Here is a 26,107-nt window from a genome sequence, read left to right as displayed (position 1 = left end):
CATTACTTGCCGGTTTCCCGCGGACGGCGACGACCGTCCGGCCTGACCCCCAAGCGGTGCGAGCCGACCGCGTCCCTCGTCGCGTCGAGGGCGCTGACCGACGCGTCCATGTGCCGCTGCGCGACGCCGATGAACAGGCAGTCGATGACGGTGAGCTGGGCGATGCGGCTCGCCGTCGCTCCCGAACGGAAAGTGGTTTCCCGCGCCGCGGTCGTCAAAACGTAGTCGGCGACCTCGGTGATCGGGGACCGCGGGAAGTTCGTCACGGCGATGGTGATCGCGCCGTGCTCGCGGGCCACCCGCAGCGCCTCGACGGTGTCGGTGGTCGCGCCGGTGTGCGAGACGCCGATGGCGACGTCACCGGGGCTCAGCACCGCGGCCGAGGTCAGCATGATGTGCGTGTCCGACCACGCGAAGCACACACGGCCGATGCGGTGCAGCTTCTGCTGCAGGTCGGCGGCGACGAACGCGCTGGCGCCCACGCCGTAGACGTCCACGCGGCCGGCGCTCGCGACGACCTCGATCACGCGCTCCAGCGTCGCGACGTCGAGCTGGTCGGCCGTCTCCTCGACGGCCCTCGCGTCGGCGAAGCTGACTTTGCCGATCACGGCCGCCAGGTCGTCCTCCGGGCCGATCTCGCCGCCGAGGTTGCGCGTGGTCCGCGCCTCGGTGCGGGCGGTGTCCGCGGCCAGCGCGATGCGCAGCTGCGGGTACCCGCCGACGCCGACGGCCTTGCAGAACCGGGTCACCGTGGTCTCGCTCGTGTTGGCGGCGAGGGCCACCTCGGTGATGCTGCGGCGCGCGACCGACGCGGGATCCTCCAGCACCACCTTGGCCACGCGCTGCTCGGCGCGGGCCAGACCGGGGAGCAGGGACCGGATCCGCACCAGGGGGCTGGCGTCGGCGTCCCGCACGGCCGTCTGGACCGATACGGGCTCGGACGGTGCCGCGCCGATTACGGATTCGGTATCACTCACCGTCGGAAAGTTACTAACCGTTGGCATTTGCGACAAGGCTACCCACACCCTTCGGTACGATCGCAACCCGTCCGTGTCTGCGGATCTGGATTTGCGATTAATCGTTGACCAGAAAGTCGCCAACAGGGTCGACCTTGTTAACGCGGCGAAGCTAACGACTTGGCAACTTAGTGTCGCGGTGCAAGCGGCAAGAAGACGGTAAATTCCGTCGGTTGGTCGACGCTCGGCGACAAGGGTGTCACCGAGAGCTCAATTGCCAACCCTCTGCGACGAAGGCGGCGGGGTCTCGTTCACCGTCGAGGAGTGATCGGCCGCTCTCGGTGACTTTCACACCGTCCACGGAAACTCCCCGGCCCGTGTAACTCGGGTCGGTGCTGTAACGCCACCGCAGACTCACCGAGGAGCTCCGCGGCACCGCGCCCGCCACCTTCCACCAGGCACGGTGCCCGTGTCCGGAGAGCGACGTCACGCTTCCGGAGGGTGCGCCCGGTCCCGATACCGATACGGCGATCGGTTGCCAGTTCACGCCGTCGGTGCTGGCCTGCAGCTGAAGTGGATCACCGCTGCCCTCGGTGTCCACGAAAGCGAAGAAGGAAACGATTGCTTGATCACTATCCGTAGTAAATGGCCGAGTACTCAGGGTGGCAACGCCGGCGTTACCGAGCGTGCTCGTCCAGGCGTCCTTGCCGACCACCGGCCGCACGGCCATGGCCCTGGCCAGCGACGTCGCCCAGACCTGGCGTGCGGTGTTGATCGAACCCCAGGTGCGCGCCGGGTGCACCCGGTTGGTCAGCAGGATGGCGAACGACCGGGACTCCGGGTCGATGACCAGCGTCGTTCCGGTGAAACCGGTGTGCCCGGCACTGACCGGCGACGCCAGCGCACCCATGTACCAGGGCTGGTCGAGCTCGAAGCCCAGCCCGTGCGAGTCGTCCGGGAACTGCTGGTTGTAGTTCGTCAGCATCTCGCGCACGGTGTCCTCGCGCAGGATGCGGTGCCCGCGGTAGCTGCCGCCGTTGAGGATCGTCTGGGCGAGGGTCGCCAGGTCGCTCGCGGTGCTGAACACGCCGGCGTGCCCGGCGACGCCACCCAGCGACCACGCGTTTTCGTCGTGCACGCTGCCGCGCACCATCCCGCGCGGCGGGTTCGCCTCGAACTCCGTCGCGGCGATCCGGCTCAGCTTCGCCGCGGGCGGGTTGTACCCGGTGTCGGTCATGCCGAGCGGCGCGGTGATCCGGTCGTGGACGACCTTGTCCAGCGGCTGCCCGCTCAGCTTCTCGACGATGAAGCCGAGGGTCAGCAGGTTGATGTCCGAGTAGAGGTAGGTCGTGCCCGGCTTGTTCTTCAGCGGGCTGTCGAGCACGGCCTGCCGCCGCGACGGGATGTCCGGGTAGCCCGCCCACAGCGACGGAATCGGGTCGGCGTCGAACCCGGAGGTGTGCGTGAGCAGCATCTTGACCGTGATGGCGGCCTTGTCGCCGGTGGCGAACTCGGGAAAGAACCGGCTCACCGGGGTGTCGATGGTGAACTGCCCGCGTTCGGCCAGCTGCAGCACGGCGATCGAGGTGAACAGCTTCGAGATCGACGCCATGTCGAAGATGGTGTCGCCACGCATGGGGATCTGCTGGTCCGCGGGCAGCTCGGTGCCCTTGGCGTCCGCGTACCGCAGCGCGCCGCCGACCGCGTACCGGTCGACGACCACGCCGTCGTGCGCGAGCAGGCCGACCGCGCCGGAGAAGTGCGGGTGCCCGGTGGCGTCCGGTTTCGTCCAGCTCGCCAGGAAGTCCTCCGCCGCCTTGATCGGCGCCGGGTCGAGGCCGACGTCCTGCGGTTTTCCGTCGCGCAGGGTCGTCCACGGCGCGGCGAAGCCCTGGTGCGGCCGGTCGAAGCGGCCGGCGCTGGGGTCGTGGCGTCCGGTGATGGCGCTGGCTCCCGAGGTCAACGTGGTCAGCGCGACCAGCACTCCGGTGGCCGCGGCGAGGACCTTCCTAGCACGCACGACTCTTCCTCTCAGCGGTAGAGCAGGTAGCGGCGACGTTTCCGGTCGAACTCGGCCAGCTCGGCCCGCCAGGCCCCGGTGACCTCGTCGACGCCCGCCCCGGCGTCGACCATGGTCCGCAGGCGATCGGACCCGGAGAGCTTGTCGATGTAGTTGTCGGGGCGCCAGGCGAAGACGTCCGGGTGCAGAGCCTTCGCCGTGACGAGCATGGCGACCGCGGTCCGGATCGCGTCGAAGGCCCGCGGGTCGTCGACGCTCACCTGCACCCCACCGCAGGTCTGGTTGACGAACTTGCTGAACGTCGGCACGAAGTAGGTCTCGCGGAACCTCGCGCCGGGCAGGTTCAGGTCCTCGAGCTTCTCCCGCCAGCGCCAGTCGAGCCCGGGTGCGCCGATGATCTCGAACGGCCGGGTGGTGCCGCGGCCCTCGGAGAACACCGTGCCTTCGAACATGCCGGTGCCCGGGTAGACGAGCGCGGTGTCCGGCGTCGGCATGTTCGGGCTCGGCAGGACCCAGTTCAGGCCGGTTCGCGCGAAGAGCGTGTCGCGCTGCCAGTCGCGTACTTGCACGACGTCGAGCTTTACTCCTTCGTCCGGCAGGAACTCTCCGGCGAAGAAGCGCGCGAGCTCGCCAACGGTCATGCCGTGTTGCTGGGCGATCGGCTGCCGCCCGATCCCGGAGGCGAACTTCGGGTCGAGCACCGGACCGGCCGTCCGGCCGCCGAGCGGGTTCGGGCGGTCGAGCACGACGAGGGCCGCGTTCGTCTTCGCGGCGGCCACCATGGCGGTGTAGAGCGACCAGATGTAGGTGTAGAACCGCGCGCCGACGTCGGCGATGTCGAACACGACCGTGTCGACGCCCGCCTTGGTGAACAGCGAAGCGAGCTTCGTCGCGTCGACGCCGTACGCGTCGTACACCGGAACGCCGGTGCGCGGGTCGGTGTAGTCGCCCTCGGAGCCGCCTGCCTGTGCGCTGCCGCGGAAGCCGTGCTCGGGACCGAAGGCCGCGACCGGTTTCACCCCGGCCGCGACCATCGAGTCGACGATGTGGTCACCGTTCAGCAGGACGCCGGTCGGGTTGGACAGGACGCCGAGCTTGCGGCCCTTGAGGGGGCGCCAGCCCTGCGCGGCGAGCTGCTCCGCGCCGGTGAGGACACGGCCGTGGCTCTTTGCCTGCTCGGTCTGCTCGGGCTGGGCTCCGGCGACGGTGGAGCCGCCCGCCAGCATCGGGACGGCGAGCGCGCCCGCGCCGAGGAAGTGGCGCCGGTTGAGGTTCACCAGGTCAGCCCGTGGCCGAACGGGTACTTCACAGTGTGCACGTCGGCGCCCGCCGGGATGTCGACCGGCAGTTTCCCGACCGGTTTCGTCTCGCCGAGGATGACCTTGGCCAGGGCCTCCAGGGTCGGCCCGATGTAGCCGTACGTGGCGAGCCAGGTCTTCACCGTGGTCGGGAAGCCGGCGTCGTACGGGATCTGCGCGGCGACCGCGACGACCGGTTTTCCGGTGGCCTGCAGGGCGTCCAGGAGCTTGGTCTGCAGGGGGAAGCCGGCGATGTTGTTGGTCAGCACGACGACCAGGTCGGCCTTCCCGGCGTTGGCGACCGCCTGCGCGATCTGTGCGTCCGTCGGGGCCTGACCGGTCTGGTACGCCGTCGCGGTTGTGCCGTGGGCGGTCAGCTTCTGCGCGAGGGACGCCGTCGTGGAGACGCCCCAACCGGTGACGAGCGCCGTCGCGGGCTTCTGCTTCAGGGGCAGGAGACCGGCGTCGTTCGCGATGGCCGTGATGCCGCGGTCGGCGATGTCCTGCGCCGTCTTCAGGCTTGAGGGGACGCCGACGGTCTCCATGACCTTGTTCGCGTTGACGAACGGCGAGAACAGGATGCCGCGCTTGAACTTCAGCTTCAGCACGCGCAGCACGCTCTGGTCGATCCGCCGCATCGGGATCTCGCCCGACTTCACGGCCGCGAGCACGGAGTCGATCGCGACGTCGAGGTGCACCGGCATGAGCAGCTGGTCGACGCCGGCCTTGAGCGCGAGCACCGGGATCTCGGCGTCACTGTGCAGCTTGCGCACGCCCTCCATCTCGAGCGAGTCGGTGATCACGACGCCGTTGTAGCCCAGTTCGCCGCGCAGCCTGCCGGTGATGATCGGTTTCGACAGCGTCGCCGGTTCGAGCGACGGGTCGAGGCTGGGGAACTGGATGTGCGCGCTCATGATCGAGTCGACACCGGCCGCGATCGCGGCCTTGAACGGCGGCACGTCGGTGGCGCGCCAGTAGGCCTCGGTGCTGTCGATCCGCGGCAGCCCGGTGTGGCTGTCGGTCGGCGCGGCGCCGTGCCCGGGGAAGTGCTTGGCGGTCGCCGCCACGGACTTCTCGAAGCCCTTCACCTCGGCGGTGACGAAGTCGCTGGCCAGGCCGGGCTGCCCGGAGAAGGACCGGACGCCGATGACCGGGTTCACGGGGTTGGAGTTGACGTCCGAATCGGGCGCGAAGTCCTGGTTGATGCCGACGGCCCGCAGCTCGCGGCCGAGGATGGTCGCGGCCTGCGTCGCGCGGCCGGTGTCCCGCCCGGCCGAGATGGCCATGGCGTTCGGGAACTCGGTGGCCGGCGCGCCCATCCGCGTCACGGTGCCGCCCTCCTGGTCGGCGGCGATCTGCAGCGGGATGTGCGCCCCGCTCCTGACGGCGGCTTTCTGGAGGCCGTTGGACAGCTTCGCGACCTGCACGGGGTCGTCGAAATTGTCGCGCGTGTCGTTGTTGAAGTAGATGACGCCACCCAGGTGGTACTTCTCGATCACCTGCGCCGGAGTGTCGACGCCGAAGTCCGCCTGGTTCTTCGGGTTGACCTCGTCGGCCGACTTGCCGTTGACCCAGGTGACGAACAGCTGCCCGACCTTCTCCTCGAGGGTCAGCCCGCGCAGCGCCTGGCTCGCGGCGGCCTCGGCCTGGGCGTCCGCGCTCACGCGCGGAGCGCTCGCGGCGGTCGCGACACCCACACCGGTGAGGGCGAGCACCCCGGCGACGGGCAGGGCGAGCGCATGGAACCTCCGATTTCGGGTCGTCACGACCAGCCTCCCAGAAGTAGCGGGCGCCCGGTGGTGACGTCAGAAGTCCACTCGGAGGCGCCAGTATCGGGAAGCTACTCACCGAATCCGGCGCTGTCCATCGACCGACCGCGCGAACGGTCCAGTCGTACCCGGATCGGTAGGAAATTCGCCGTTCGCAAGCTGCACCCAGCTCCGAACGGCCCCCGATCACACGTGTCGTCCCTCCAATCACGCGTGTCGTCCCTCTAATCACGCGTGATGCCCCTCCAGACACGGGTGATGCCCGGTTGATCACGTGCGATGCCCGTCTCGCGCACGCCCAACCCGGAGCCGCGCCGGCATACCCCCACATAGACGAGGCGGCGCCCATGGCCAAGGGCCATGGGCGCCGCCTGCAAAGCGCGAACTTCTCGGGCGACCAAGCGTGCAACTCTGGTCGTACCTACATGGACTCGGCGTGTGGCGTCCCACTACGCAGTCCCTAGACGACGAGCCTCCCGCGGCGCGCTGCGCGTGGGTACCCGGAGTCCGCGCACGGAGGTTTGCCGGGGTGGAGCAGGCTTCTCTTCTACCTGTTCCCTGGCCGACCGAACGTCCGCACCTACTTTCTACGCCGTGAGCCCGGTCACTTCAAGTGCGCGGACGGGTGCACCGGTACAGAGGCTGGATCGGGTGACACGGGCACCCTGCGCGACGGACAATTCGGGGCTGGGCCAAGCAAAGTGGAGGCCGTACGGCCGTGTGGGTGGCCGGTGTCCGGCTATCGGGACCGACGGCGACGGCTGAGCCCGTACCAGGTCGCTCCGGCGGCCACCGCGCCGACACCGAGCGCCACCATCCCCGCCGACCGCGTCGGGATCCGGGTGCGCAGCGACATGGGCCGGTCGAAGGCCAGGATCGGCCAGCCGCGTTCGAGGGCCTCGCGCCGCAGGAGCTTGTCCGGGTTGACCGCGTGCGGGTGCCCGACGACTTCGAGCAGCGGGATGTCGGTGCTGGAGTCGGTGTACGCGAAACACTCGGCGAGGTCGTAGCCGTAGGTCGCGGCGAGCTGCTTCGCGGCGACGGCCTTGTTGGCGCCGTAGCAGTAGAAGTCGACTTCGCCGGAGTAGCGGCCGTCGACGATCTGCATCCGCGTGGCCACGCTCCGGGTCGCGCCGAGCATCTCCGCCACCGGCGCGACGACCTCTTCGCCGGTCGCCGACAGCACGATCACGTCGTGCCCGTCCGCGTGGTGGCGCGCGATCAGCTCCGCCGCCTCCGCGTACACGAGGGGGTCGACGACGTCGTGCAGGGTTTCGCGGACGATCGCCGAAACCTGGGCGACGTCCCAGCCCGCACAGAGCGCGGAAACCTCGGCGCGCAGCCGTTCGGTCTTGTTTTCGTCGGCGCCGGCAAGCGAGAACACCAGCTGCGCGTAGGCGCTGCGCAACGCGGCGCGACGGTTGATCAATCCCTCTTTGAGCAATGGCCGGCTGAACGCCAGAGCGCTCGACGAAGCGATGATCGTCTTGTCCAGGTCGAAGAACGCGGCCACCGCGTGCTCCGGGCCCGGCTTCCGGATGCGCGACGGCGCGCTGCTCGGTTCGGCCACCTGCCCAGGATAGAAGCTTGATCGAGGCGCGTCCCGTTGATCCACCACGCGCGCGTCGCGGCGGGCGGAAAATCCATGACAGGCAGGCACTTCGGGCGCGCTGTGCCGTTACCGAACTGTGTGCCTCGTCCGGCGCGCGAACCTGTGCCGGGCGGAGTTACAGTAAGCGAGTCCGGTGTCCAACCGGGCCGGTTCAGTCCGACCCCCCGGGGCTGAACCCACGGCGGCCCCCGTCCCTCCCCCCTGGCGGGGGCCGCCCTCTTACCTTCGTCTTGCTTTCACGGCTTTTCGCCGTCCCGTTTCCGCGGGCACCCTCCGCCGTCTTGCCTCCCGTTTACCTTTACCCCTTTCCCCGGCGCACCGGTTTCGGGTTTCGACATCGTCGGAATCGGGTTTTCACGTCCATTTCCGCCGCAGGTGCGTCGCGGGCGCGCGCGATCCTGCCACAGCCCACCGACAGGATCCGGCCCGCGAGCCGACTCCCGGGCGGCAGTTGTCCACAACACCCCGGTTGTCCACAGCCGGCCGCCCGGCCCGTTGTGCCGCCACGCCCCCGCCCGCGACGGTGGAAGCCGGGCCACCCACGGCCCGCACCGACGACGGGGGAGGAACGCATGACGGGGGAACGACCGCTGGTGGTCGCCGCGGACGAAACCGTGCTCGACGAGATACTGCGCGTGGCCGCGGTCGCGGGCTGCGAGCTCGACCGCGCACCGGACCTGACCGCGGCGCGCGGGCACTGGGCCCGCGCGCCACTGGTGGTCCTCGACGAAGCAGCCGCGCGGCTGCCACCCACCCTGCCCCGGCGAGGCGGGATCCTCCTGGTCTGCAAGGGCAGCCCGGAACCGCGGACGTGGGAGCACGCGTTCCGCGGTGGCGTCGAGCGCGTGATCTCGTTGCCCGACGACGAGACCGAGCTCGCCGGCGCGTTCGCCGACGTCGTCGAGACGCCGGCCGAGCAGGCCGGGCTGGTGCTCGGTGTGGTCGGCGGCCGGGGCGGCGCGGGCGCGTCGGTCTTCGCCGCGACGCTCGCGCTGGTCGCCGATCGCGATCCGGGCGGTGCCCTGCTGGTGGACTGCGATCCGCTCGGCGGTGGCCTGGATTTGTTGCTGGGCTTGGAAAAGACGGCCGGCCCGCGCTGGCCGGACCTGCAGCTGACCGGCCGGGTGACGATGTCGTCGCTGGCCGCGGCGCTGCCGCAACGAAGACATCGCGGCGGCAGCCTGCCGGTGCTGGCGTGCGGTCGCGAGGGCGAAGGTCCGGCGGTCGAGTCGCTGTCGGCGGTCCTCTCCGCGGGGCGCCGCTCCGGCCGCACGGTCGTGTGCGACCTCCCGCGGACACTCGGCGGCGCGGCGGCGGAAGCGGTTGCGGTGGCCGACCTGGTGGTGCTGATCGTGCCGGTGGAGCTGCGTGCGTGCATGGCGGCGAAGCAGGTCTTGCGCGGGCTCGCCACGCTGACGGCCCGCACCGGAGTTGTCTCTTGTGGACGGCCCAAGAACGGCGCCTCGGCCATCCGGACGGCCGGCCTCCTCGGGCCGCCCCTGCTGGCCTCGATGCTCCCGGAGCGCGGCCTGGCAGCCGACGTGGAACGCGGCGAGTTCCCGGCCAAGCCGGCCGGTCCGCTGGCCTCGGCGGCGGCGCAAGTCCTTGCGGTGGCCCGCCGCGAAGCCCGGGCGGCGTCCCGATGACCGCGGCCGATCTCCGCCCGCCGGGCGGCCCGATCAGGGTGGGTGAGCTCCTGCTGCCGACGGTCTTGATCCTGGCGAGCCGCGGCCCGGTGAGCGCGGAGAACTTCCTGGCGTTGCTGACGGCCCCGGTGCCGCGGCCGCGCTCGGGTGCGTCGCGGAGCACCCGCGTCACGGCCGGCCACCGGTCGCACAACGGGCAAGGTGGGTGAACCCCATGACCACCGACTTCGTGGACCGCGTGCGCCATCGCCTTGCGGGCGACCGCCGTCGGGCCGACCCGGTCGCCGTCGCGACCGCCGTCCGCGCCGAAGCGGGCGGTGCCCTCGGCCATGACGCGGTCCTCGACGCGGCCCGCCAAGCCCGCGACGAATTCCTCGGCGCCGGCCCGCTGGCCCCCCTCCTCGACGATCCGGCGACCACCGATGTGCTCGTCACCGGCCCGGACGAGGTCTGGACGGACGGTCCCGCGGGCCTCACCCGAACCGATGTCCGGTTCACCGACGAAGAGTCCGTCCGTCGCTTGGCCCAGCGCCTCGCCCTCGCGGCGGGCCGCCGTCTCGACGACGCCCAGCCGTACGTCGACGGCTGGCTGCCCGCTGCGGGCCCGCACGGCCGGATCCGCATGCACGCCGTCCTGCCGCCGATCGCGGCCGGCGGCACCTGCTTGTCCCTACGCGTCCTGCGCCCGGCGACGCACGACCTCGCGACGCTCGGCGAACTCGGCGCGTTCGACGCGGCCGGCGCGAAGCTGCTTCGGCAGGTCGTTTCGCGGCGGATGGCGTTTCTCGTCACCGGAGGCACGGGCGCGGGCAAGACCACGCTCCTGGCCGCGCTGCTCGGCGCGGTCGACCCGGGTGAGCGGATCGTCTGCGTCGAGGACGCCGGCGAGCTGCAGCCCGCGCACCCGCAGTTCGTCGGCCTCGTCGCCCGTCCGGCCAATGTGGAGGGTGCGGGCGCGGTCGGCCTGCCCGAGCTGGTGCGCCAGGCGCTGCGCATGCGACCCGACCGGCTGGTGGTCGGCGAGGTCCGCGGCGCGGAGGTCGGCGCGCTGCTCACCGCGTTGAACACCGGCCACGACGGCGGCGCGTGCACGGTCCACGCCAATTCCCCGGCCGAGGTGCCGGCCCGCATCGAGGCACTGGCGGCCCTCGGCGGCCTCAGCCGCGACGCGGTGCACAGCCAGCTCGTCGCCGCGATCCGCGTGGTGCTGCACATGCGCCGCGAACCGGGCGGACGGCGACGGCTCGCCGAAGTCGGCGTGCTCCGCGCCGAACACGGCCGGGCCCGGGTGGTGCCGGTGTGGCGCGGCGGCCGCTGGACGGTCGACCGCCACCTGTTCGTGACGTCGGGGGCGATCGCGTGTTGAGCCTCCTGCTGCTGCGCTTTTCCTTGCTGGTCAACGTGTTCCCGCGTGAGCGGAGGAAGCGCCGATGATCACCGCATGGGTCCCGCTGTGCGTGGGCGCGGCGCTGGCGTGCTGGCCGGAGCCGCCGAACCGGCTCCAAGCGGTGCTCGAGCCACGCACGACGGTCCGGATCCCCGAGGTGTGGCGCGTGGTCCGCTGGCTGCTCCCGGCGGCACTCGCCGGGCTGCTGGCGGGAGCGGGAGGCGTGATCGCCGGAGGCGTGCTGACGCTGGCGTGGCGCCAGGAGTGGCGAGCCCACCACCGCGCCACAGCAGACCTGGCGATGGCCGCGCACACGGCGGCGGCGTTGCGGACGATGGTGGCCGAACTGAGGTCAGGCGCCCACCCGGTGACGGCCGCGGAAGCGGCGGCGGACGTGGTCCCGGAGCTGGCGGGCGACCTCCGGGCACTGGCAACGGCAGCCCGGCTCGACACGGACCTGTACGCACCGGCGCTGCCGGAACTGGCCGCGGCCTGGACACTGGCCAAACGCCACGGCTTGCCGATGGCCGACATCCTGAACGCGGCCCGCCGCGACGCGGAGGCGGCCTTGGCATTCGCCCGCCGAACGCGCGCGAAACTGGCGGGCCCCCGAGCGAGCGCGGCGGTGCTCACCGGTCTCCCGGCACTGTGCGTGCTGCTCGGCCAAGCCATGGGCGCGGCGCCGCTGAAGGTGCTGACGGACAGCGCACCAGGCGGGGTGCTACTGGTCATCGGAAGCGTCCTGCTGTGGGCGGGAACGGCTTGGTGCCGTGCCCTGACCGGGCGGGTGCGTGCCCGATGACCGCGCCGACGGCTGTGTGTGGTGTCCCGGCTGAGCAGGCGGGTCCGATGAACGCGGCAGCGCTTCTGTCCGGCGCGTGCGGAGTCCGTCTTCGGGCGGCGATGGCCGGGTGCCGTGTCTTGGTGGCGGAGGTGAGCGCCCGATGATCGTGGCCGCACACGTGCTCGACGTAAGCGGTGTCCGCCAGGCGGCGATGGCCGGGTGCCGTGCCTTGGTGGCGGAGGTGAGCGCCCGATGATCGCGGCTGCACACGTGCTCGACGCGAGCGGCGTCCGCCAGGCGACGATGGCCGGGTGCGGGCGGGTGAGCGTCCGATGAACCCCGCCACCCTTCTGCTCGTCGCCGGGGCTTTGCTCGTCTGGCCGGACGATGTCGCCGTGATGCGGCGGTTCAGCCGGCTGGCCGGCGCTCCCGAGCCCGTGCGCAGGTGGCCCCGCGCGGTCCCGCACCTCGCGGCGACCCTGGGCGGCGGTTCGGTGGCGGTGCTGGTCGGCGGCGTGACCGGAGTGGTGCTGGGCGCGATCGTCACCGCCACCGGGTGGTGGGCGATCCGCCGCACCCGCCGGCCGCGGCCACCGGCCGTGGACATCGCCGCCAGGCTGCGGCTCGCCGGGACGCTAGACCTCCTCGCCGCCTGCCTGCGGGCCGGCCTGCCGGTGCCTTCGGCTCTCGATGCCGTGGCCGGCACCGCGCCCGCCGATGCGGGTGTGGCGTTGCGTTCGACCGCCGGGCTGCTCGCCCTCGGCTCCCGGCCCGACGAGGCCTGGGCGCCCGTGCGGGCCGTCCCGGGACTCGGCGAGCTGGCGGCCGCCGCGATCCGGACCTCCCGGTCCGGCGCGGCCTTCGCCACGGCGGCCGCCGACCTCGCCGGACGCGTCCGCGACGAGCTGGCCACCGAAGCGGAGGAACGCGCCGAACGGGCCGGGGTGGCGCTCGCCCTGCCCGTCGGCCTGTGTTTCCTGCCCGCCTTCTTCTGCCTGGGTGTCCTGCCGGTCGTCCTCGGCCTGGCCGGAAAGCTCGGCCCGTTCTTCTGACCACAGCAACTGATGACCACAGCAACCGAAGGGAAATCCCATGCGCGCGTTCCACCGGCGCCCCCGCTCGGACGACGGCTCCACGACGGTCGAGTACGCCATCGTCACCGTCGCCGTGGCGGCCTTCGCCGCTGTTCTGTACGGCCTGCTGACCGGCGACTCGGTCGTTTCCTGGCTGACCGGTCTGCTCATGAAGGCCCTGGCGGTGCCGTCATGAGCCGCCGCGACGAAGGCTCGGTGACCGTCGAGGCGGCGCTCGGTCTGGCCGGCTTGACGGTGGTGACGGTGCTGCTGGTCGCGGGCCTCACCGTGCTGACGAGCCAGCTGCGCTGCACGGACGCGGCCCGCGAGGCGGCACGCCTGCTGGCGAGAGGCCAGCCGCACGAGGCCGCGGCAGCGGTCCATCAGATAGCGCCGGCGGGGGCCGGCCTCTCCGTCCGGCAGACGGGCGACGCGATCTCGGTGCAGGTCACGGCCAGCCCAGCGGGCGGCCTGCTGCCGGCGATTCACCTGGACGCCACGGCCTACGCGGTCGCCGAGCCGGGCACGGAGGCGGCGAATGCGCCAGGTTGACCGGCGGACGCGCACCCGGCCGCCGTCGGCCGGCCAACACCCTCAGGACAGCCGTGACAGCGGAATGGCCACCATCTGGACGGCAATGGCGGTGGCCGCGCTGAGCGGAGTGGCGGTACTCGGCTTCTGGCTCGGTGCCGCGGTCGTCGCCCGGCACCGCGCCGAGTCCGCGGCCGATCTGGGCGCACTCGCCGCCGCCTCGCACGCGGCGGAAGGACCGGTCCAGGCCTGCGAACGCGCCAGGTGGGTCGCCGACCGGATGGGCGTCGCGCTCCTCACCTGCCGATGGCAGCGCCTCGACGCCTTCGTCGAAGTCCGGGTCCCGGCCCTCGGTCTCGGGGCCCTGTCGGCGCGAGCCCGCGCCGGCCCCACCGGCCGGCCACCGTGACCCTCGGCGGCGGCAGGCACCCGCGTGCGCGCAGGCACCGGCGACAGCGAGCCAGGCGAGCGCCTCCGACCGGCTGCCGTGGCCGCCTATCGCGGGGTCGGCCGGGTACCGCCCGCCGGACGCCGACCGGTCGGTATGCGGCGATGACCGGCTGATCCGCCGGGCCGGGCGATGAGCGGCCGATTGTCACGGGCAGCGGTCGTCAGTGCACGGCGAGCGGTCGAATCGGCTGCTCACCTGGGCCGAACCAGGGCGTTTCGCCCGGCGCGCGACCGGGAAACGGCGGGTCCGTCCTGGGCTTTCGCGCGACGAACGGTCCTTGTGTGGTCGCCGTTCACCGTCGATCCGCGCCGCCGGATTCGGTCGGGCCGTATGGATCACTGGGCGTTCATCGCCCCGTAACCACCGGTTGTCGCGCGGGGGTTCCGGGCAATGTGCAACTTGCCGTTAAGTGAGATGTGCGACACCACGACCGGGTCTAGCGGGTCGCGGAGAACCGGAACTTGAAGGCAGGAAAGACAATGTTGGACGCGAATTGGCCGGACAGCTGGCGGGGCGCCTTCCGCATCGAACTGCGGGCGGAGGCGATCGGTCTCGCCTGGCGCGGCTGGCCGGTGCTCCCGGGCGTCAACCCCGCTCCGCTCACCGACGGCGACGACCTCACCTGGCGCCGTCCGGTTCCGGCCAGTGACGCCTGGCGCGAGCAGATCGGCACCCACGCCCACGAGGTCGCCACCTGGTTCTCCGACCGCACCCACAGCCTCCTCGTCGCCACCGGCACCGTCCTCGACGCCATCGAGGTCGACGACGAACTCGGCAAGCGCGCCTGCCGCCTCCTGCGTGCCATCGGCCACCCGGCGCCCATCATCGCGCTGCCGAACGGCCGCTGGCTCTTCCTGACCACCGTCGCCGACCGCGTTCCGGCCGAGCTGGCCGAGCGCGCCGCCATCCAGTGGCACGGCAAGGACAGCTACATCCCGCTGCCGCCGTCGCCGTTCCAGCACGGTGTCGTGCACTGGCGCGTCAAGCCCGAGGTGTGCGGCTGGCAGCTGCCGGACGCCGCCGAGGTGCACGACGTCCTCGTGCGTGCCCTGGCCGGCGAGCACGCCGCCCAGCTGGTTCAGACCAGCGCGGCCTGAACCACCCGAGCCACTGCCGCAACCACCGCCGCCGGCCGGTCCCAGCCCGGCCGAGGCGGAGCAGGACACAACTCCATGAACCACCACGTGGCCGTTCTAGCTGCCGTGTTGACGCAAAGCCCCGAGCACGGTTTCCAGAACTGCCACTGCCCCCGCCTTGTCCAGCGGTTCGTTGCCGTTCCCGCACTTCGGCGACTGAACGCAGGACGGGCATCCCGTCGGGCACTCGCAGGAGACGATCGCCTCCCGCGTTGCGGCCAGCCACGGGACAATCGCGGCATAACCGCGTTCGGCAAATCCCGCACCCCCGGGATGCCCGTCATGCACGAACACCGTCGCCTCCCCGGTGTCTTCGTGCCACGCGGTACTCACCCCGCCGATGTCCCACCGGTCGCACGTAGCGAACAGCGGTAGCAGGCCGATCGCCGCGTGCTCGGCGGCATGCAGGGCACCGGGGACCCGTGCCGGAACCAATCCGGCACCCCCCGGTGCCCTGCCACCCTCGTGAACGGGCCCCCGACCGTTCGCCTGGGTTTCCTCCCCGGTCCCCACCGGCCCCGCAGATTCGGTCCCCACCCGATGGCCCCCGGTCCCCACCTCGCCATCGGAACCAGCGGAACCCGCCGAACCACCAGCCGTGGAACCGAGCAACTCGCCGGACACCGTGTACCAGACCGCCCGCGTGCGCAGGCTCTGCTCCGGCAGGTCGAGGGGCGTGTGGTCCAGCACCTCCCCGGAGGGCCGGCGCCGCAGGTAACCGACCACCTGTGACGTCACGGCGACCTCCCCGAGGCAGACGCTCACCCCGCCGAAGTCCTGCTTTTCCTGGGTGCTCAGCACCGAGATGTCGACGATCTCGCGCGGGGTCGTCGTCCAGTCCGGGTTCTCGGCGTGCACCAGCGCCAGCCCGGTTTCCAGGTCCAGCTCGTCGACGACGTACGACGACCCCTGGTGCAGGTACACGGCGCCGGGGTGCACGGCGAAGCAAGCCGAGCCGGGGTCGACCGTGCCGAGCATCCGGCCGGAGTCCGACTCGACCACCGCGATCTGCTCGCCACCCGTCCCGCGGATGCCGACTTCGGCGTGCGGACGGTCCCGCGAAGTCCAGTACCAGCCGCTCGACCGGCGCCGCAGCAGCTTCTGCTCCGCCAGCTCGGCCAGCACTTCCTGAGCCGCCGCACCGCCGAACATCTCCAGCTCGGGCGTGGTCAGCGGCAGTTCGGCGACGGCGCACGCGAGCTGCGGCGCCAGCACGTACGGGTTCGCCGGGTCGAGCACCGCCGTCTCCACCGGCCGCTCGAGCAGCGCCGCCGGGTGGTGCACCAGGTAGGTGTCGAGCGGGTCGTCCCGCGCGACGAACACCACCAGCGCCGAGTCACCGGACCGGCCCGCGCGGCCGGCTTGCTGCCAGAACGACGCGAGCGTGCCCGGGTAGCCGGCCAGCACCACCGCGTCCAGGCCCGCGATGTCGACGCCCAGCTCCAAGGCATTCGTCGTCGCGACGCCCAGCAGCCGGCCCGACAGCAGCGCGGCCTCCAACGCGCGACGCTCCTCCGGCAGGTAGCCGGACCGATACGCCGCAACGGTTTCCGACAACGCCGGATCCACTTCGGACAGGATGCGACGCGCCCCCAGCGCGGCCAGTTCCGCGCCCCGCCGCGACCGGATGAAGGCCAGCGACCGCGCGCCTTCCAGCACCAGGTCGGCGAGGATCCGTGACGTCTCCGCCCCGGCCGAACGTCGGACCGGCGCGCCGTTTTCCCCGGTCAGCTCCTCCAGCAGCGGCGGCTCCCACAACGCGACCGTGCGCGCGCCGCGCGGCGAGGCATCCTCCGTCACGGCGACACAAGGCACGCCCGTCAACCGCGAAGCGAACGAAGCCGGCGAAGCCGTCGTCGCCGAAGCAAGCACGAAGACCGGCGAAGCGCCGTAGTGCTCCGCCACCCGCCGGAGCCGGCGAAGCAGCAGGGCGACGTGCGAGCCGAAGACGCCTCGATAGCTGTGGCACTCGTCGACGACCACGCAGCTGAGCCGCCGGAAGAACGTCGCCCACCGGCCGTGCGCCGAGAGGATCCCGCGGTGCAGCATGTCCGGATTGGTGAACACCCAGTTCGCGTGCGCGCGCACCCAGTCGCGCTCGGCCATCGGCGTGTCCCCGTCGAACGACGCCGCCCGTACCCCCGGCACGTCCAAAGAGGACACCGAACGCAGCTGGTCCGCACCCAGCGCCTTCGTCGGCGACAGGTACAGCGCTGTGACAACCGGGGCTTCGCCCCGGGCCGGGGGCTCCGCCACCCGGGACCCCCGAACTGAAGCTTTCGCCTTCTCGCCCGCGGCCAGCCGGGACAGCACCGGCAGCTGGTAGGCCAGCGACTTGCCCGACGCCGTCCCGGTCGAGATCACGACGTGACGGCCCTCGTACGCGTGTGAAGCCGCCTCGGCCTGATGCGCCCAAGGCGCCGAGACGCCGCAGTCACGCAGCGCAGCGATGACCGCCGGATCCGCCCACGACGGCCACTCTGCGTAGCCCGCCGCGCGACCCGGCAGGTCCGCGACGTGCGTGACCGGGTTCTCGCGCGACGGGATGCCGGCGGTCACCCGCCCCAGCAGCCGCCGCCCACGTGAGTCGTCCACCAGCCGAGCTTGGCACAGGGGTCCGACAGTTCCCGCATCCCCAACCGCGGCAACGGATCGGCGAACGAGTGATCGTTCAAGTGAGGAGGCTCACAAGGTAACGGAATGTGCCGTCACCGGGACGGCGTGAAGACGCTGGTTGCGATACCAATACACTCCCGCAATCCACACCCTCTGTGGTGAGCGTCATGTGAGACGTGCATTGCTGCCCGGCTAGCGTGTCGCTCGGTACAGGGTCCATGCCAGCGTCGGCCGTGTCGAACCCCGGCTTGCCGTCGACGCTGGCGCACGGCGACGTCTCCTGGAGGACGAATGTCACGGCAGTTCCTCGCGGAGGGCGGGTCCATCACGCTCTCCGGAGGTGGCTACACGATTGTCGGTGTAGTCGCCGTGGTCGCGCTTGCCGCACTCGTCATCGGCTACGTCCTGCTCAAGGAGGTGCTGGCCGCAGGCCAGGGCACCGCCAAGATGCAGGACATCGCCAAGGCGGTGCAGGAAGGCGCGGCCGCTTACCTCAAGCGGCAGCGGAACACCCTCGCCATCTTCGGCGTGATCGTGTTTCTCCTGCTCTTCATCCTTCCCGCGGACGACTGGAACGAGAAGATCGGCCGTTCGATCTTCTTCCTGGTCGGCGCGGGTTTCTCGTTCGCGATCGGTTACCTCGGCATGTGGCTGGCGACGCAGGCGAACCTGCGCGTCGCGGCCGCGTCGCGGGAGGAGGGCGGCCGCGAGAAGGCGATGCGCGTCGCGTTCCGCACCGGCGGCGTGGTCGGCATGATCACCGTCGGCCTCGGCCTGTTCGGTGCCGCGGTCGTCGTGCTGGTCTACACCGGCCAGGCGCCCAAGGTGCTCGAGGGCTTCGGCTTCGGCGCCGCCCTGATCGCGATGTTCATGCGTGTCGGCGGCGGTATCTTCACCAAGGCCGCCGACGTCGGCGCGGACCTGGTCGGCAAGGTCGAGCAGGGCATCCCGGAGGACGACCCGCGCAACGCCGCGACCATCGCGGACAACGTGGGTGACAACGTCGGCGACTGCGCCGGCATGGCCGCGGACCTCTTCGAGTCCTACGCCGTCATGCTGGTCGCCGCGCTGATCCTGGGCAGCACCGCCTTCGGCGTGCACGGCCTCATCTTCCCGCTGATCGTGCCGGCCATCGGCGTGATCACCGCCGTCATCGGTGTCTACATCACCAAGGCGCGCGCGGGCGAGGGTGGCCTGGTCACGATCAACCGCTCCTTCTACATCTCCGCGGTGATCTCCGCGGTGCTGTCGGCGATCGCGGCGTTCGTGTACCTGCCGAGCAGCTTCTCCGAGTTCGGCGCCGGCTTCGAGGGTTCGGGCAACCCGGCGGTCATCGCGACCGTCGCGGTGATCATCGGCATCGTGCTCGCGGCGATCATCCTGAAGCTGACCGGTTACTACACCGGCACCGAGTACAAGCCGGTCAAGGACGTCGGCAAGACGTCGGAGACGGGCCCGGCGACGGTCATCCTGTCCGGTATCTCGGTCGGCTTCGAGTCCGCTGTGTACACCGCGCTCGTCATCGGCGCGGCCGTGTTCGGCGCCTACCTCCTCGGCGGCGGCGTCGCGCTGTTCGCCGTGGCGCTGGCCGGCACCGGCCTGCTGACCACCGTCGGCGTCATCGTCGCGATGGACACCTTCGGCCCGGTTTCGGACAACGCGCAGGGCATCGCCGAGATGTCCGGTGACGTCGACGAGAAGGCCGCGCAGATCCTCACCGAGCTCGACGCGGTCGGCAACACGACCAAGGCGATCACCAAGGGCATCGCGATCGCCACGGCGGTGCTCGCGGCGACGGCGCTGTTCGGCTCCTACTCGGACGCGATCACGAAGGCGCTGTCCGGCATGGGCACCGGTATCATCACCGGCGCCGACGCGGCGAAGTCGTTCATCAACCAGGTCGTCAGCCCGAACACGCTGGTCGGCGTGATCATCGGCGCGGCCGTGGTGTTCCTCTTCTCCGGCCTCGCGGTGAACGCGGTTTCCCGTGCCGCCGGCGCGGTCGTCTTCGAGGTGCGCCGCCAGTTCCGCGACATCCCGGGGATCATGGAGGGCACCACCCGCCCCGAGTACGGCAAGGTCGTCGACATCGTCACGCGCGACTCGCTGCGTGAGCTGACGACGCCGGGTCTGCTGGCGGTCTTCGCCCCGATCGCGGTCGGCTTCGGCCTGGGCACCGGCGCGCTCGCCGGCTACCTGGCCGGCGCGATCGCCTGCGGCACCCTGATGGCGATCTTCCTCGCCAACTCCGGTGGCGCGTGGGACAACGCGAAGAAGCTGGTCGAGGACGGCAACCACGGTGGCAAGGGCTCGGCCGGGCACGAGGCCACCATCATCGGTGACACCGTCGGTGACCCGTTCAAGGACACCGCCGGCCCGGCGATCAACCCGCTGATCAAGGTCATGAACCTGGTCTCCGTGCTGATCGCGCCGGCCGTCGTGCAGTTCTCGATCGGCCCCGACGAGAACGCCGCCGTCCGCATCATCATCTCGCTGGTCGCGGTCGCCGTGATCGTGGCGGCGATCGTGGTGTCGAAGCGGCGGGGGACCGTCATTTCCGACACCCCGGCCGAGATCAAGGCCTGAGTTCCGAGGTGACCCCGGGCCCGGTACGCGGCGACGCGTGCCGGGCCCGGCGCCTGCCCGTCCCAGAAAGGCCCGGCGACTTGCGAAGCACCACCGAGTCGGTACCGTCGGGCCTGCCGGGGCGTCGTCGGGCAGGAGGTGTGCGAGTGCGGCAGCGGACGACCGTTTTCGCCGCTCTCACCACGACGATCGCCATCGCTCTCGCCGGGTGCGGGCAGCCCGCCGCGGTGCAGGCGCCGCCGCGGGACCAGGACCTTCCGGCGACGACACCGGCGCCCCCGCCCGATCCCGTGGCCGGCTGGGCCGGTGGCTACTGCGACGCCATGACGCACCTGGTCAGCACGCTGGCGACGCTGCCCGCCGTCGATCCGAGCACCCCTCAGCGAGCGTCCCGGACGTCCAGTGACCTGCTTTCGTCGGTGGTCGACGGGCTCGACCGCAGCCTGGCCGGGCTCAACGCGCTCGGTGCGCCGCCGGTGCCGTCGGCCGATGGCGGCCGCGAGGCCGTCATCAGGCAGTTCGCCGAGATCCGCGCCCAGGCCGAGAGCGCGCGGGAGCGCATCGAGCGGGTCCACGGCGACCCGGCGGCGATGAAGGCGGCCCTCGGCCAGGCCAGGGCGGCCCTCGACCGCATCGACGCGCTCGACTACCTCAAGGGTCTCAAGGACATCCCGGCCTTGGCGGCGGCCGAACAGCGCGCTCCCGCCTGCCGCCGGCTGGATCAGCCTGCCGGATGAAGATCGCCTCCAGACCTGCCGCGAATCGAACTTGTGTTCTAGTATGTCGCGGTGGATCGGACGATCTCGCTCTTCTCCGCCGAGGCCAGCGGGCCGGGCCTGGGCGACCTGGCCGGCCTGTTGTGCTGCCACGGCCAGATCACCGGCTTCGGGCGCACGGCCGCGCGGCTGTCGGTGGTCGTCGAGGAGCCGTGGCGGGCGCACGTGCTGGTGCGCGAGTTCCGCTGCCGCGGCGCGGACGCACAGGTGTCGAAGGCCGACTGCGGCCGTCCGCAGGTGCGCACGTCGTTCCGGGTCGACCTGCTGCCGCTGGCGCTGCGGTGGCTGCGTGAGGGCTGCGCGGGCCCGGCGGAGGACGACTCGGGCAAGGCGGTGCCGGAGGGGTTCCGCCTGAGCGGCGCGATGCTGCGGATGTGGGCGCTCGCCGGCGGCCGTCCCGGCACGCAGGGCTACCTGCTGGGTGTCGACCCGCTCGCGCCCGGCATGCACGAGCGGCTGGTCGAAGCGCTGACGCCGCTGGGCGTCTCGGCGAAGCTGACCGGCCCGAAGGCCGAGGTCCCCGCCGTCAAGGTCACCGGAAAACGCCGGATGGAGGCGCTGCTGGAACTGATCGGCGAGCCGCCGCCGGGCGCCGAAGCGGCGTGGCCGGGGGCCGTGCCGGAGCCGCATCCGGAGTCGCACCCGGAGGCCGTGACGAGCACGGCCTGACCGGGTGCGGGAACCGCGTCAGGGCCGGGGCAGCGTGCAGCCGGCCTGGGTGAGGGCGATTTCGTTGGCCGCGGTGAGGCAGGCCGGGATGCCATAGGTTTCCTGGCCGTAGTTCGTCTTGTAGTGCACCGTGACGTTGCCGGCCTGGTCGACCTCGCACGGGTTGTTCTCCGTGCAGCGCTCGCCGTCCTCGTTGCCGGTGTTGTTCACGCCGACGACCTTGCCGCCGGAGATGATCGGCGAGCCGGACGTGCCGCCGATGGTCTGGCAGGCCGACGTGTAGCGGATGGAGTCCTTCCAGGCCCAGCTGCCCTCCTTCAGCCGGTAGACGAACCCGTCGATGTCGCACGAGTAGACGCGCTTCCAGTACCCGGAGACGACGTCGATCGCCGCGCCGGCCGCCGGGTGCGCGTTGGACAGCTCGAGCGGCGAGATCCCGTAGCTGGCCTTGATCTGCGCGTAGGTGGTGGTGAGCTGGTAGAGCGACACGTCGGTGTCGGTCATCGTGCCGTAGACGATCTTCTTCGCGCGGAGCGTGGCCTTGTTGCTGCCGCTCGCCGTGAGCAGGGTGAACGTCCGGCTGGAGGAGCGGTTGGTGATCACCTCGCCGGGCCCGGGGAAGCCGGTCTCCATGCAGTGCCCGTTGGACATGACGAGCGCGGGCGCCGTGTCGGGCGTCGCGGCCGGTTTGACCACCGACCCCGAGCAGTTGGACAGGGCCACGGTGCCGGCGAAGTTCGCCGCGGCCGCGTTCGCCGGAGTGGCCCCCAGTAATACTGTGGCGGTCGCGGCGGTGAACAGGGCGCCGAGCAGGCGTCGGGTCATGGCGGGTCCTTTCGGCTGGGCGGGGAATTCAGTGAAGCGGTGACGTCCCCGCGCCCACCACCGTCGAACGGAGGGTATCCGGACGGTCACCCGCTAGGCTGCGCGGGACGTGTCCGAAATCACGTGGCAGGTACGTTGGGGAAACATCGCCGAGGTCAGCGGCGATGCGCTGGACACAGGACCGGCGGCGTGTTGGGCCACCTCCGCGCCGTCCGGGCCGGGAGAGCGTGCACACTGGCAGGTCGAGACGCGGCCCCCGGCGGGGACGTGGTGCAGTCCCGCGGCGGCGGGACGAGATGAGCGGAGAGCAGGACAGCGTGGCAGGAGCACGGACCAAGAAGAACGGAGCCTCGGCGGACAACGGCGCCGGGCACCGGCGGCTGGTCATCGTCGAGTCGCCGACGAAGGCCCGCAAGATCGCGCCCTACCTCGGCGGCGGTTACGTCGTCGAGTCCTCCGTCGGGCACATCCGCGACCTGCCGCGCGGTGCCGCCGACGTGCCCGCCCAGTACAAGGGCGAGTCGTGGGCACGGCTCGGCGTCGACGTCGACAACGGCTTCAAGGCCCTCTACGTGGTCACCCCGGACAAGAAGTCCAAGGTCACCGAGCTGAAGGGCCTGCTGAAGGACGTCGACGAGCTCTACCTCGCCACGGACCCCGACCGCGAGGGCGAGGCCATCGCGTGGCACCTCCTCGAGACGCTCAAGCCGAAGGTCCCGGTCCGCCGGATGGTCTTCCACGAGGTCACCGAGCAGGCCATCCGCGCGGCCGCCGACTCGACGCGTGAGCTGGACGCCGACCTCGTCGACGCCCAGGAGACCCGCCGCATCCTCGACCGCCTCTACGGCTACGAGGTCTCGCCGGTGCTGTGGAAGAAGGTCATGCCGAAGCTCTCGGCGGGCCGTGTGCAGTCGGTGGCGACCCGGATCGTGGTCGAGCGGGAGCGCGAGCGCATGCGCTTCACCTCGGCGTCGTACTGGGACATCTCGGCGACGATGGACGCCGGCGAGGACGCATCGCCGCGGAACTTCCCGGCGCGCCTGGTCGCCGTCGACGGCGCGCGCCTGGCCACCGGCCGCGACTTCGGCTCGGACGGGCAGCTCAAGGCGTCGAACACCGAGGTCCGCGTGCTGGCCGAGGCCGACGCCCGGCGCCTGGCCGAAGCGCTGAAGCAGCGTGACTTCAAGGTCGCGAGCGTCGAGGAGAAGCCGTACACGCGGAAGCCGTACGCGCCCTTCATGACGTCGACGCTGCAGCAGGAGGCGGGCCGCAAGATGCGGTTCACCTCGGAGCGCACGATGCGGATCGCGCAGAAGCTGTACGAGAACGGCTACATCACCTATATGCGTACCGACTCCACGACGCTGTCGGAGTCGGCGATCTCGGCCGCGCGCAGCCAGGCCACGCAGCTGTACGGCAAGGAGTACGTCTCGCCGTCGCCGCGCCAGTACACGCGCAAGGTCAAGAACGCGCAGGAGGCCCACGAGGCGATCCGGCCGTCCGGCGAGGTCTTCCGGACGCCGGGCCAGGTCGCGGGCGAGCTGGACACCGACGAGTTCCGGCTCTACGAGATGATCTGGCAGCGCACGATCGCGTCGCAGATGGCGGACGCCAAGGGCACCACGATGTCCGTGCGCATCGTCGGCAACGCGACCTCGGGCGAGGAGTGCACCTTCGCCGCTTCGGGTCGCACGATCACCTTCGCGGGCTTCCTGAAGGCCTACGTCGAGGCGGTCGACACCGAGACCGGTGGCGAGGCCGACGACAAGCAGAGCCGCCTGCCGGTGCTGGAGAAGGACCAGGCGCTGACGGCGTCGGAGCTGAACCCGGACGGCCACACCACGTCGCCGCCGGCGCGGTACTCGGAACCGAGCCTGGTCAGCAAGCTCGAAGAGCTGGGCATCGGCCGCCCGTCGACGTACGCCTCGATCATCAAGACCATCCAGGACCGCGGCTACGTCTGGAAGAAGGGCTCCGCGCTCGTTCCGTCGTGGGTCGCGTTCGCCGTGATCGGCCTGATGGAACGGCACTTCGAGCGGCTCGTCGACTATGACTTCACGGCCGGCATGGAGGACGAGCTCGACCGCATCGCGGCCGGTGACGAGCAGCGCGCGCAGTGGCTGTCGAAGTTCTACTTCGGTGGCGACATGGGCGTCGACGGCTCGATCGGCCGCCTGGGCGGGCTGAAGAAGCTCGTCGAAGGCAGTGTCGAGGACATCGACGCGCGGGAGATCAACTCGATCCCCCTGTTCAGCGACGAGAACGGGCACACCGTCGTGGTCCGCGTCGGCCGCTACGGGCCGTACCTGGAGCGCGAGGTCGACGGGAACTCGCAGCGCGCGAACCTGCCGGAGGACCTGCCGCCGGACGAGCTCACGCAGGAGATCGCAGAGAAGTTGTTCGCGACCCCGCAGGAGGGCCGCGTGCTGGGCACCGACCCGGTGAGCGGGCACGAGATCGTCGCGAAGGAAGGCCGTTTCGGGCCGTACGTGACCGAGGTGCTGCCGGAGATCGAGATCCCCGAAGACGCCACGGCCGCGCAGAAGAAGGCGTTGAAGGCGAAAGCGCCGAAGCCGCGTACGGGGTCGCTGTTCAAGTCGATGGACATCGAGACCATCACGCTGGACGACGCGCTGAAGCTGCTTTCGCTGCCTCGCGTGGTCGGCAAGGACCCGGAGTCCGGGGACGAGATCACCGCGCAGAACGGGCGCTACGGGCCGTACCTGAAGAAGGGCACGGACTCGCGTTCGCTCTCGACCGAGGACCAGCTCTTCTCGATCACCCTCGAAGAAGCGCTGAAGATCTACTCGGAGCCGAAGCAGCGTGGGCGGTCCGCCACGGCCAAGCCGCCGCTCAAGGAGCTCGGCGAGGACCCGGTTTCGGGCAAGCCGATGGTGGTCAAGGACGGCCGGTTCGGCCCGTACGTGACCGACGGCGAGTACAACGCGACGCTGCGGAAGGGCGACGAAATCGAGTCGTTGACCGCGGAACGGGCGGCCGAGCTGCTGGCGGAGAAGCGGGCCAAGGGCCCGGCGCCGAAGCGGAAGGCGCCGGCGCGCAAGCCGGCTTCGACGACGGCGAAGACGGTCAAGGCGGGCACGAGCAAGACCGCCAAGGCCGCGGCCGCGAAGTCCACCGGGACGAAGCGCAGCTCGACCGCGACGAAGGCCAAGTAAGACCGCTGCCGAAGGCCCCTGGTTCGCCAGGGGCCTTCAGCGCGTCCGGCCACACTTTCGAGTGACACCTCGAACGGATGTTCGGAAAATTGTCGGTGGTGCCGGGTTCCATGGACGCGTGACCAAAACACCACGCACCGTGCACACGGTGACCACGAAGATCCTGAAGCCGGTCCGGGCGGCGGCCGCCGGCAGCTCCACCGCCACGGACCTGATGGATTCCCTCCCGGGCTTCCTCGGCAGCGGCGGCGTCTGCGGCGTGGCCGTCGCGATGGCCGAAGAGCCGTGGACCTCGGCGTTCTTCGACGATCGGGCTGGCTTCGGCATCGCCGGGGACGGCCTGCGGCTGTCCGGGCCTTCGCCGGGCTCGGTCGCCGAGCTGCTCCGGCTGGCGCTCACCCGGCTGCCTCCTCTCCCGCCGGTGCCGGGCGAGGGGCTTTACCTCGACGCCGACGAGCGCGGGGTGCTGGAGCCCGAGCAGGAGTGTCTTGTCCTCGACCTGATGGACGACCTGCGGCGGACCCGGCTCGGCACCGTCCAGTTGGACGTCGTCCGCGACGGCGAGCGGCGGCCGTGGGAGATGCTCGCGTTCGTCGACGACGACCGCGGCCGGCACCTGGCGGCACTCGGCAGACGCCGGGGCGGCCACCGCCGGTTCTGGTGGCTGCCCGGAAGCGTGGAACGGCTGGCCGACTTCGTCGAGGGGCGGGTGCCGGACCATGGTTGAGCCGCCGCCGACCGTTCACCGAACGATGTCACCCACTCGAACAAATGTGCGAGAAATTGTCGGTGCCAG

At 71.2% G+C, this 26,107-nt stretch carries 21 protein-coding genes; 14 read left to right on the top strand and 7 right to left on the bottom strand.

Going from position 1 to position 26,107, the window contains the following annotated elements; genetic code table 11:
* Window positions 1-2: 2 nt before the first annotated feature.
* The 5 genes from AB0G28_RS26615 to AB0G28_RS26595 all read right to left on the bottom strand — a co-directional run bounded on the left by AB0G28_RS26615 (window position 3) and on the right by AB0G28_RS26595 (window position 7,613).
* Window positions 3-1,004, bottom strand: a complete 1,002-nt coding sequence (locus AB0G28_RS26615) for a MurR/RpiR family transcriptional regulator (protein ID WP_361094362.1) — start codon at window positions 1,002-1,004, stop codon at window positions 3-5.
* A 211-nt stretch (window positions 1,005-1,215) separates the two neighbouring features.
* Window positions 1,216-2,940, bottom strand: a complete 1,725-nt coding sequence (locus tag AB0G28_RS26610; protein ID WP_361094458.1) for a serine hydrolase domain-containing protein — start codon at window positions 2,938-2,940, stop codon at window positions 1,216-1,218.
* A gap of 47 nt (window positions 2,941-2,987) precedes the next feature.
* Window positions 2,988-4,253 carry a DUF1343 domain-containing protein gene (locus AB0G28_RS26605; protein WP_361094359.1) on the bottom strand — a complete coding sequence of 422 codons (1,266 nt, stop codon included), beginning with the start codon at window positions 4,251-4,253 and terminating at the stop codon, window positions 2,988-2,990.
* The gene (locus tag AB0G28_RS26600) at window positions 4,250-5,989 is read right to left on the bottom strand and encodes a glycoside hydrolase family 3 protein (RefSeq protein WP_361094455.1); all 1,740 of its coding nucleotides are present in this window, start codon (window positions 5,987-5,989) and stop codon (window positions 4,250-4,252) included. The genes AB0G28_RS26605 and AB0G28_RS26600 overlap by 4 nt, the downstream gene beginning before the upstream one ends.
* 793 nt (window positions 5,990-6,782) lie before the next feature.
* Window positions 6,783-7,613 carry an HAD family hydrolase gene (locus tag AB0G28_RS26595; RefSeq protein WP_361094356.1) on the bottom strand — a complete coding sequence of 277 codons (831 nt, stop codon included), beginning with the start codon at window positions 7,611-7,613 and terminating at the stop codon, window positions 6,783-6,785.
* A 614-nt stretch (window positions 7,614-8,227) separates the two neighbouring features.
* Here AB0G28_RS26595 and ssd point away from each other — a divergent pair.
* The 9 genes from ssd (at window position 8,228) to AB0G28_RS26550 (ending at window position 14,624) form a co-directional block, all read left to right on the top strand.
* Window positions 8,228-9,301, top strand: a complete 1,074-nt coding sequence (ssd, locus tag AB0G28_RS26590; RefSeq protein ID WP_361094353.1) for a septum site-determining protein Ssd — start codon at window positions 8,228-8,230, stop codon at window positions 9,299-9,301.
* Window positions 9,298-9,510 (top strand): hypothetical protein, encoded by a 213-nt coding sequence (locus tag AB0G28_RS26585; RefSeq protein WP_361094350.1) that lies wholly within the window; start codon window positions 9,298-9,300, stop codon window positions 9,508-9,510. Before ssd ends, AB0G28_RS26585 begins: the two co-directional genes overlap by 4 nt.
* A gap of 5 nt (window positions 9,511-9,515) precedes the next feature.
* The gene (locus tag AB0G28_RS26580; protein WP_361094347.1) at window positions 9,516-10,667 is read left to right on the top strand and encodes a TadA family conjugal transfer-associated ATPase; all 1,152 of its coding nucleotides are present in this window, start codon (window positions 9,516-9,518) and stop codon (window positions 10,665-10,667) included.
* Between the two features lie 64 nt (window positions 10,668-10,731).
* Entirely contained in the window at window positions 10,732-11,490 is a 759-nt protein-coding gene (locus tag AB0G28_RS26575; protein ID WP_361094344.1) for a type II secretion system protein, read from the top strand.
* 314 nt (window positions 11,491-11,804) lie between these two features.
* Window positions 11,805-12,524: a type II secretion system F family protein gene (locus tag AB0G28_RS26570; protein ID WP_361094341.1), complete on the top strand. Its 720-nt coding sequence runs from the start codon at window positions 11,805-11,807 to the stop codon at window positions 12,522-12,524.
* A gap of 40 nt (window positions 12,525-12,564) precedes the next feature.
* Window positions 12,565-12,741, top strand: a complete 177-nt coding sequence (locus tag AB0G28_RS26565) for a DUF4244 domain-containing protein (protein ID WP_361094338.1) — start codon at window positions 12,565-12,567, stop codon at window positions 12,739-12,741.
* Window positions 12,738-13,097, top strand: a complete 360-nt coding sequence (locus AB0G28_RS26560) for a TadE family type IV pilus minor pilin (protein ID WP_361094335.1) — start codon at window positions 12,738-12,740, stop codon at window positions 13,095-13,097. Before AB0G28_RS26565 ends, AB0G28_RS26560 begins: the two co-directional genes overlap by 4 nt.
* Before the next feature lie 64 nt (window positions 13,098-13,161).
* Window positions 13,162-13,485 carry an Rv3654c family TadE-like protein gene (locus AB0G28_RS26555; RefSeq protein ID WP_361094332.1) on the top strand — a complete coding sequence of 108 codons (324 nt, stop codon included), beginning with the start codon at window positions 13,162-13,164 and terminating at the stop codon, window positions 13,483-13,485.
* Window positions 13,486-14,006: 521 nt separating this feature from the next.
* Window positions 14,007-14,624: a bifunctional DNA primase/polymerase gene (locus AB0G28_RS26550; RefSeq protein WP_361094329.1), complete on the top strand. Its 618-nt coding sequence runs from the start codon at window positions 14,007-14,009 to the stop codon at window positions 14,622-14,624.
* 96 nt (window positions 14,625-14,720) lie between these two features.
* Here the strand turns inward: AB0G28_RS26550 and AB0G28_RS26545 are convergent, their stop codons facing one another.
* A complete protein-coding gene (locus AB0G28_RS26545) occupies window positions 14,721-17,222 on the bottom strand; it encodes a DEAD/DEAH box helicase (RefSeq protein WP_361094452.1) in 2,502 nt (833 codons plus the stop codon).
* Window positions 17,223-17,570: 348 nt separating this feature from the next.
* On the opposite strand from AB0G28_RS26545, the gene AB0G28_RS26540 reads away from it, so the two are divergent.
* The 3 genes from AB0G28_RS26540 to AB0G28_RS26530 all read left to right on the top strand — a co-directional run bounded on the left by AB0G28_RS26540 (window position 17,571) and on the right by AB0G28_RS26530 (window position 21,310).
* A complete protein-coding gene (locus AB0G28_RS26540) occupies window positions 17,571-19,865 on the top strand; it encodes a sodium-translocating pyrophosphatase (RefSeq protein ID WP_361094326.1) in 2,295 nt (764 codons plus the stop codon).
* A 146-nt stretch (window positions 19,866-20,011) separates the two neighbouring features.
* Window positions 20,012-20,602 carry a hypothetical protein gene (locus AB0G28_RS26535; protein ID WP_361094323.1) on the top strand — a complete coding sequence of 197 codons (591 nt, stop codon included), beginning with the start codon at window positions 20,012-20,014 and terminating at the stop codon, window positions 20,600-20,602.
* Between the two features lie 51 nt (window positions 20,603-20,653).
* A complete protein-coding gene (locus AB0G28_RS26530; RefSeq protein WP_361094320.1) occupies window positions 20,654-21,310 on the top strand; it encodes a hypothetical protein in 657 nt (218 codons plus the stop codon).
* 18 nt (window positions 21,311-21,328) lie between these two features.
* On the opposite strand, the gene AB0G28_RS26525 is transcribed toward AB0G28_RS26530, so the two are convergent.
* Entirely contained in the window at window positions 21,329-22,135 is an 807-nt protein-coding gene (locus tag AB0G28_RS26525; protein WP_361094317.1) for a serine protease, read from the bottom strand.
* Window positions 22,136-22,431: 296 nt separating this feature from the next.
* On the opposite strand from AB0G28_RS26525, the gene topA reads away from it, so the two are divergent.
* Both topA and AB0G28_RS26515 read left to right on the top strand, forming a co-directional pair.
* Entirely contained in the window at window positions 22,432-25,311 is a 2,880-nt protein-coding gene (topA, locus tag AB0G28_RS26520) for a type I DNA topoisomerase (RefSeq protein ID WP_361094313.1), read from the top strand.
* 118 nt (window positions 25,312-25,429) lie between these two features.
* Window positions 25,430-26,038: a hypothetical protein gene (locus AB0G28_RS26515; RefSeq protein WP_361094310.1), complete on the top strand. Its 609-nt coding sequence runs from the start codon at window positions 25,430-25,432 to the stop codon at window positions 26,036-26,038.
* Window positions 26,039-26,107 lie beyond the last annotated feature (69 nt).

The organism is Amycolatopsis sp. NPDC021455 (assembly GCF_040640995.1).
Taxonomy (GTDB): Bacteria; Actinomycetota; Actinomycetes; order Mycobacteriales; family Pseudonocardiaceae; genus Amycolatopsis.
The sequence above is the reverse complement of the archived record's forward strand: the minus strand, read 5'-3'. Positions and strand labels throughout refer to the sequence as shown.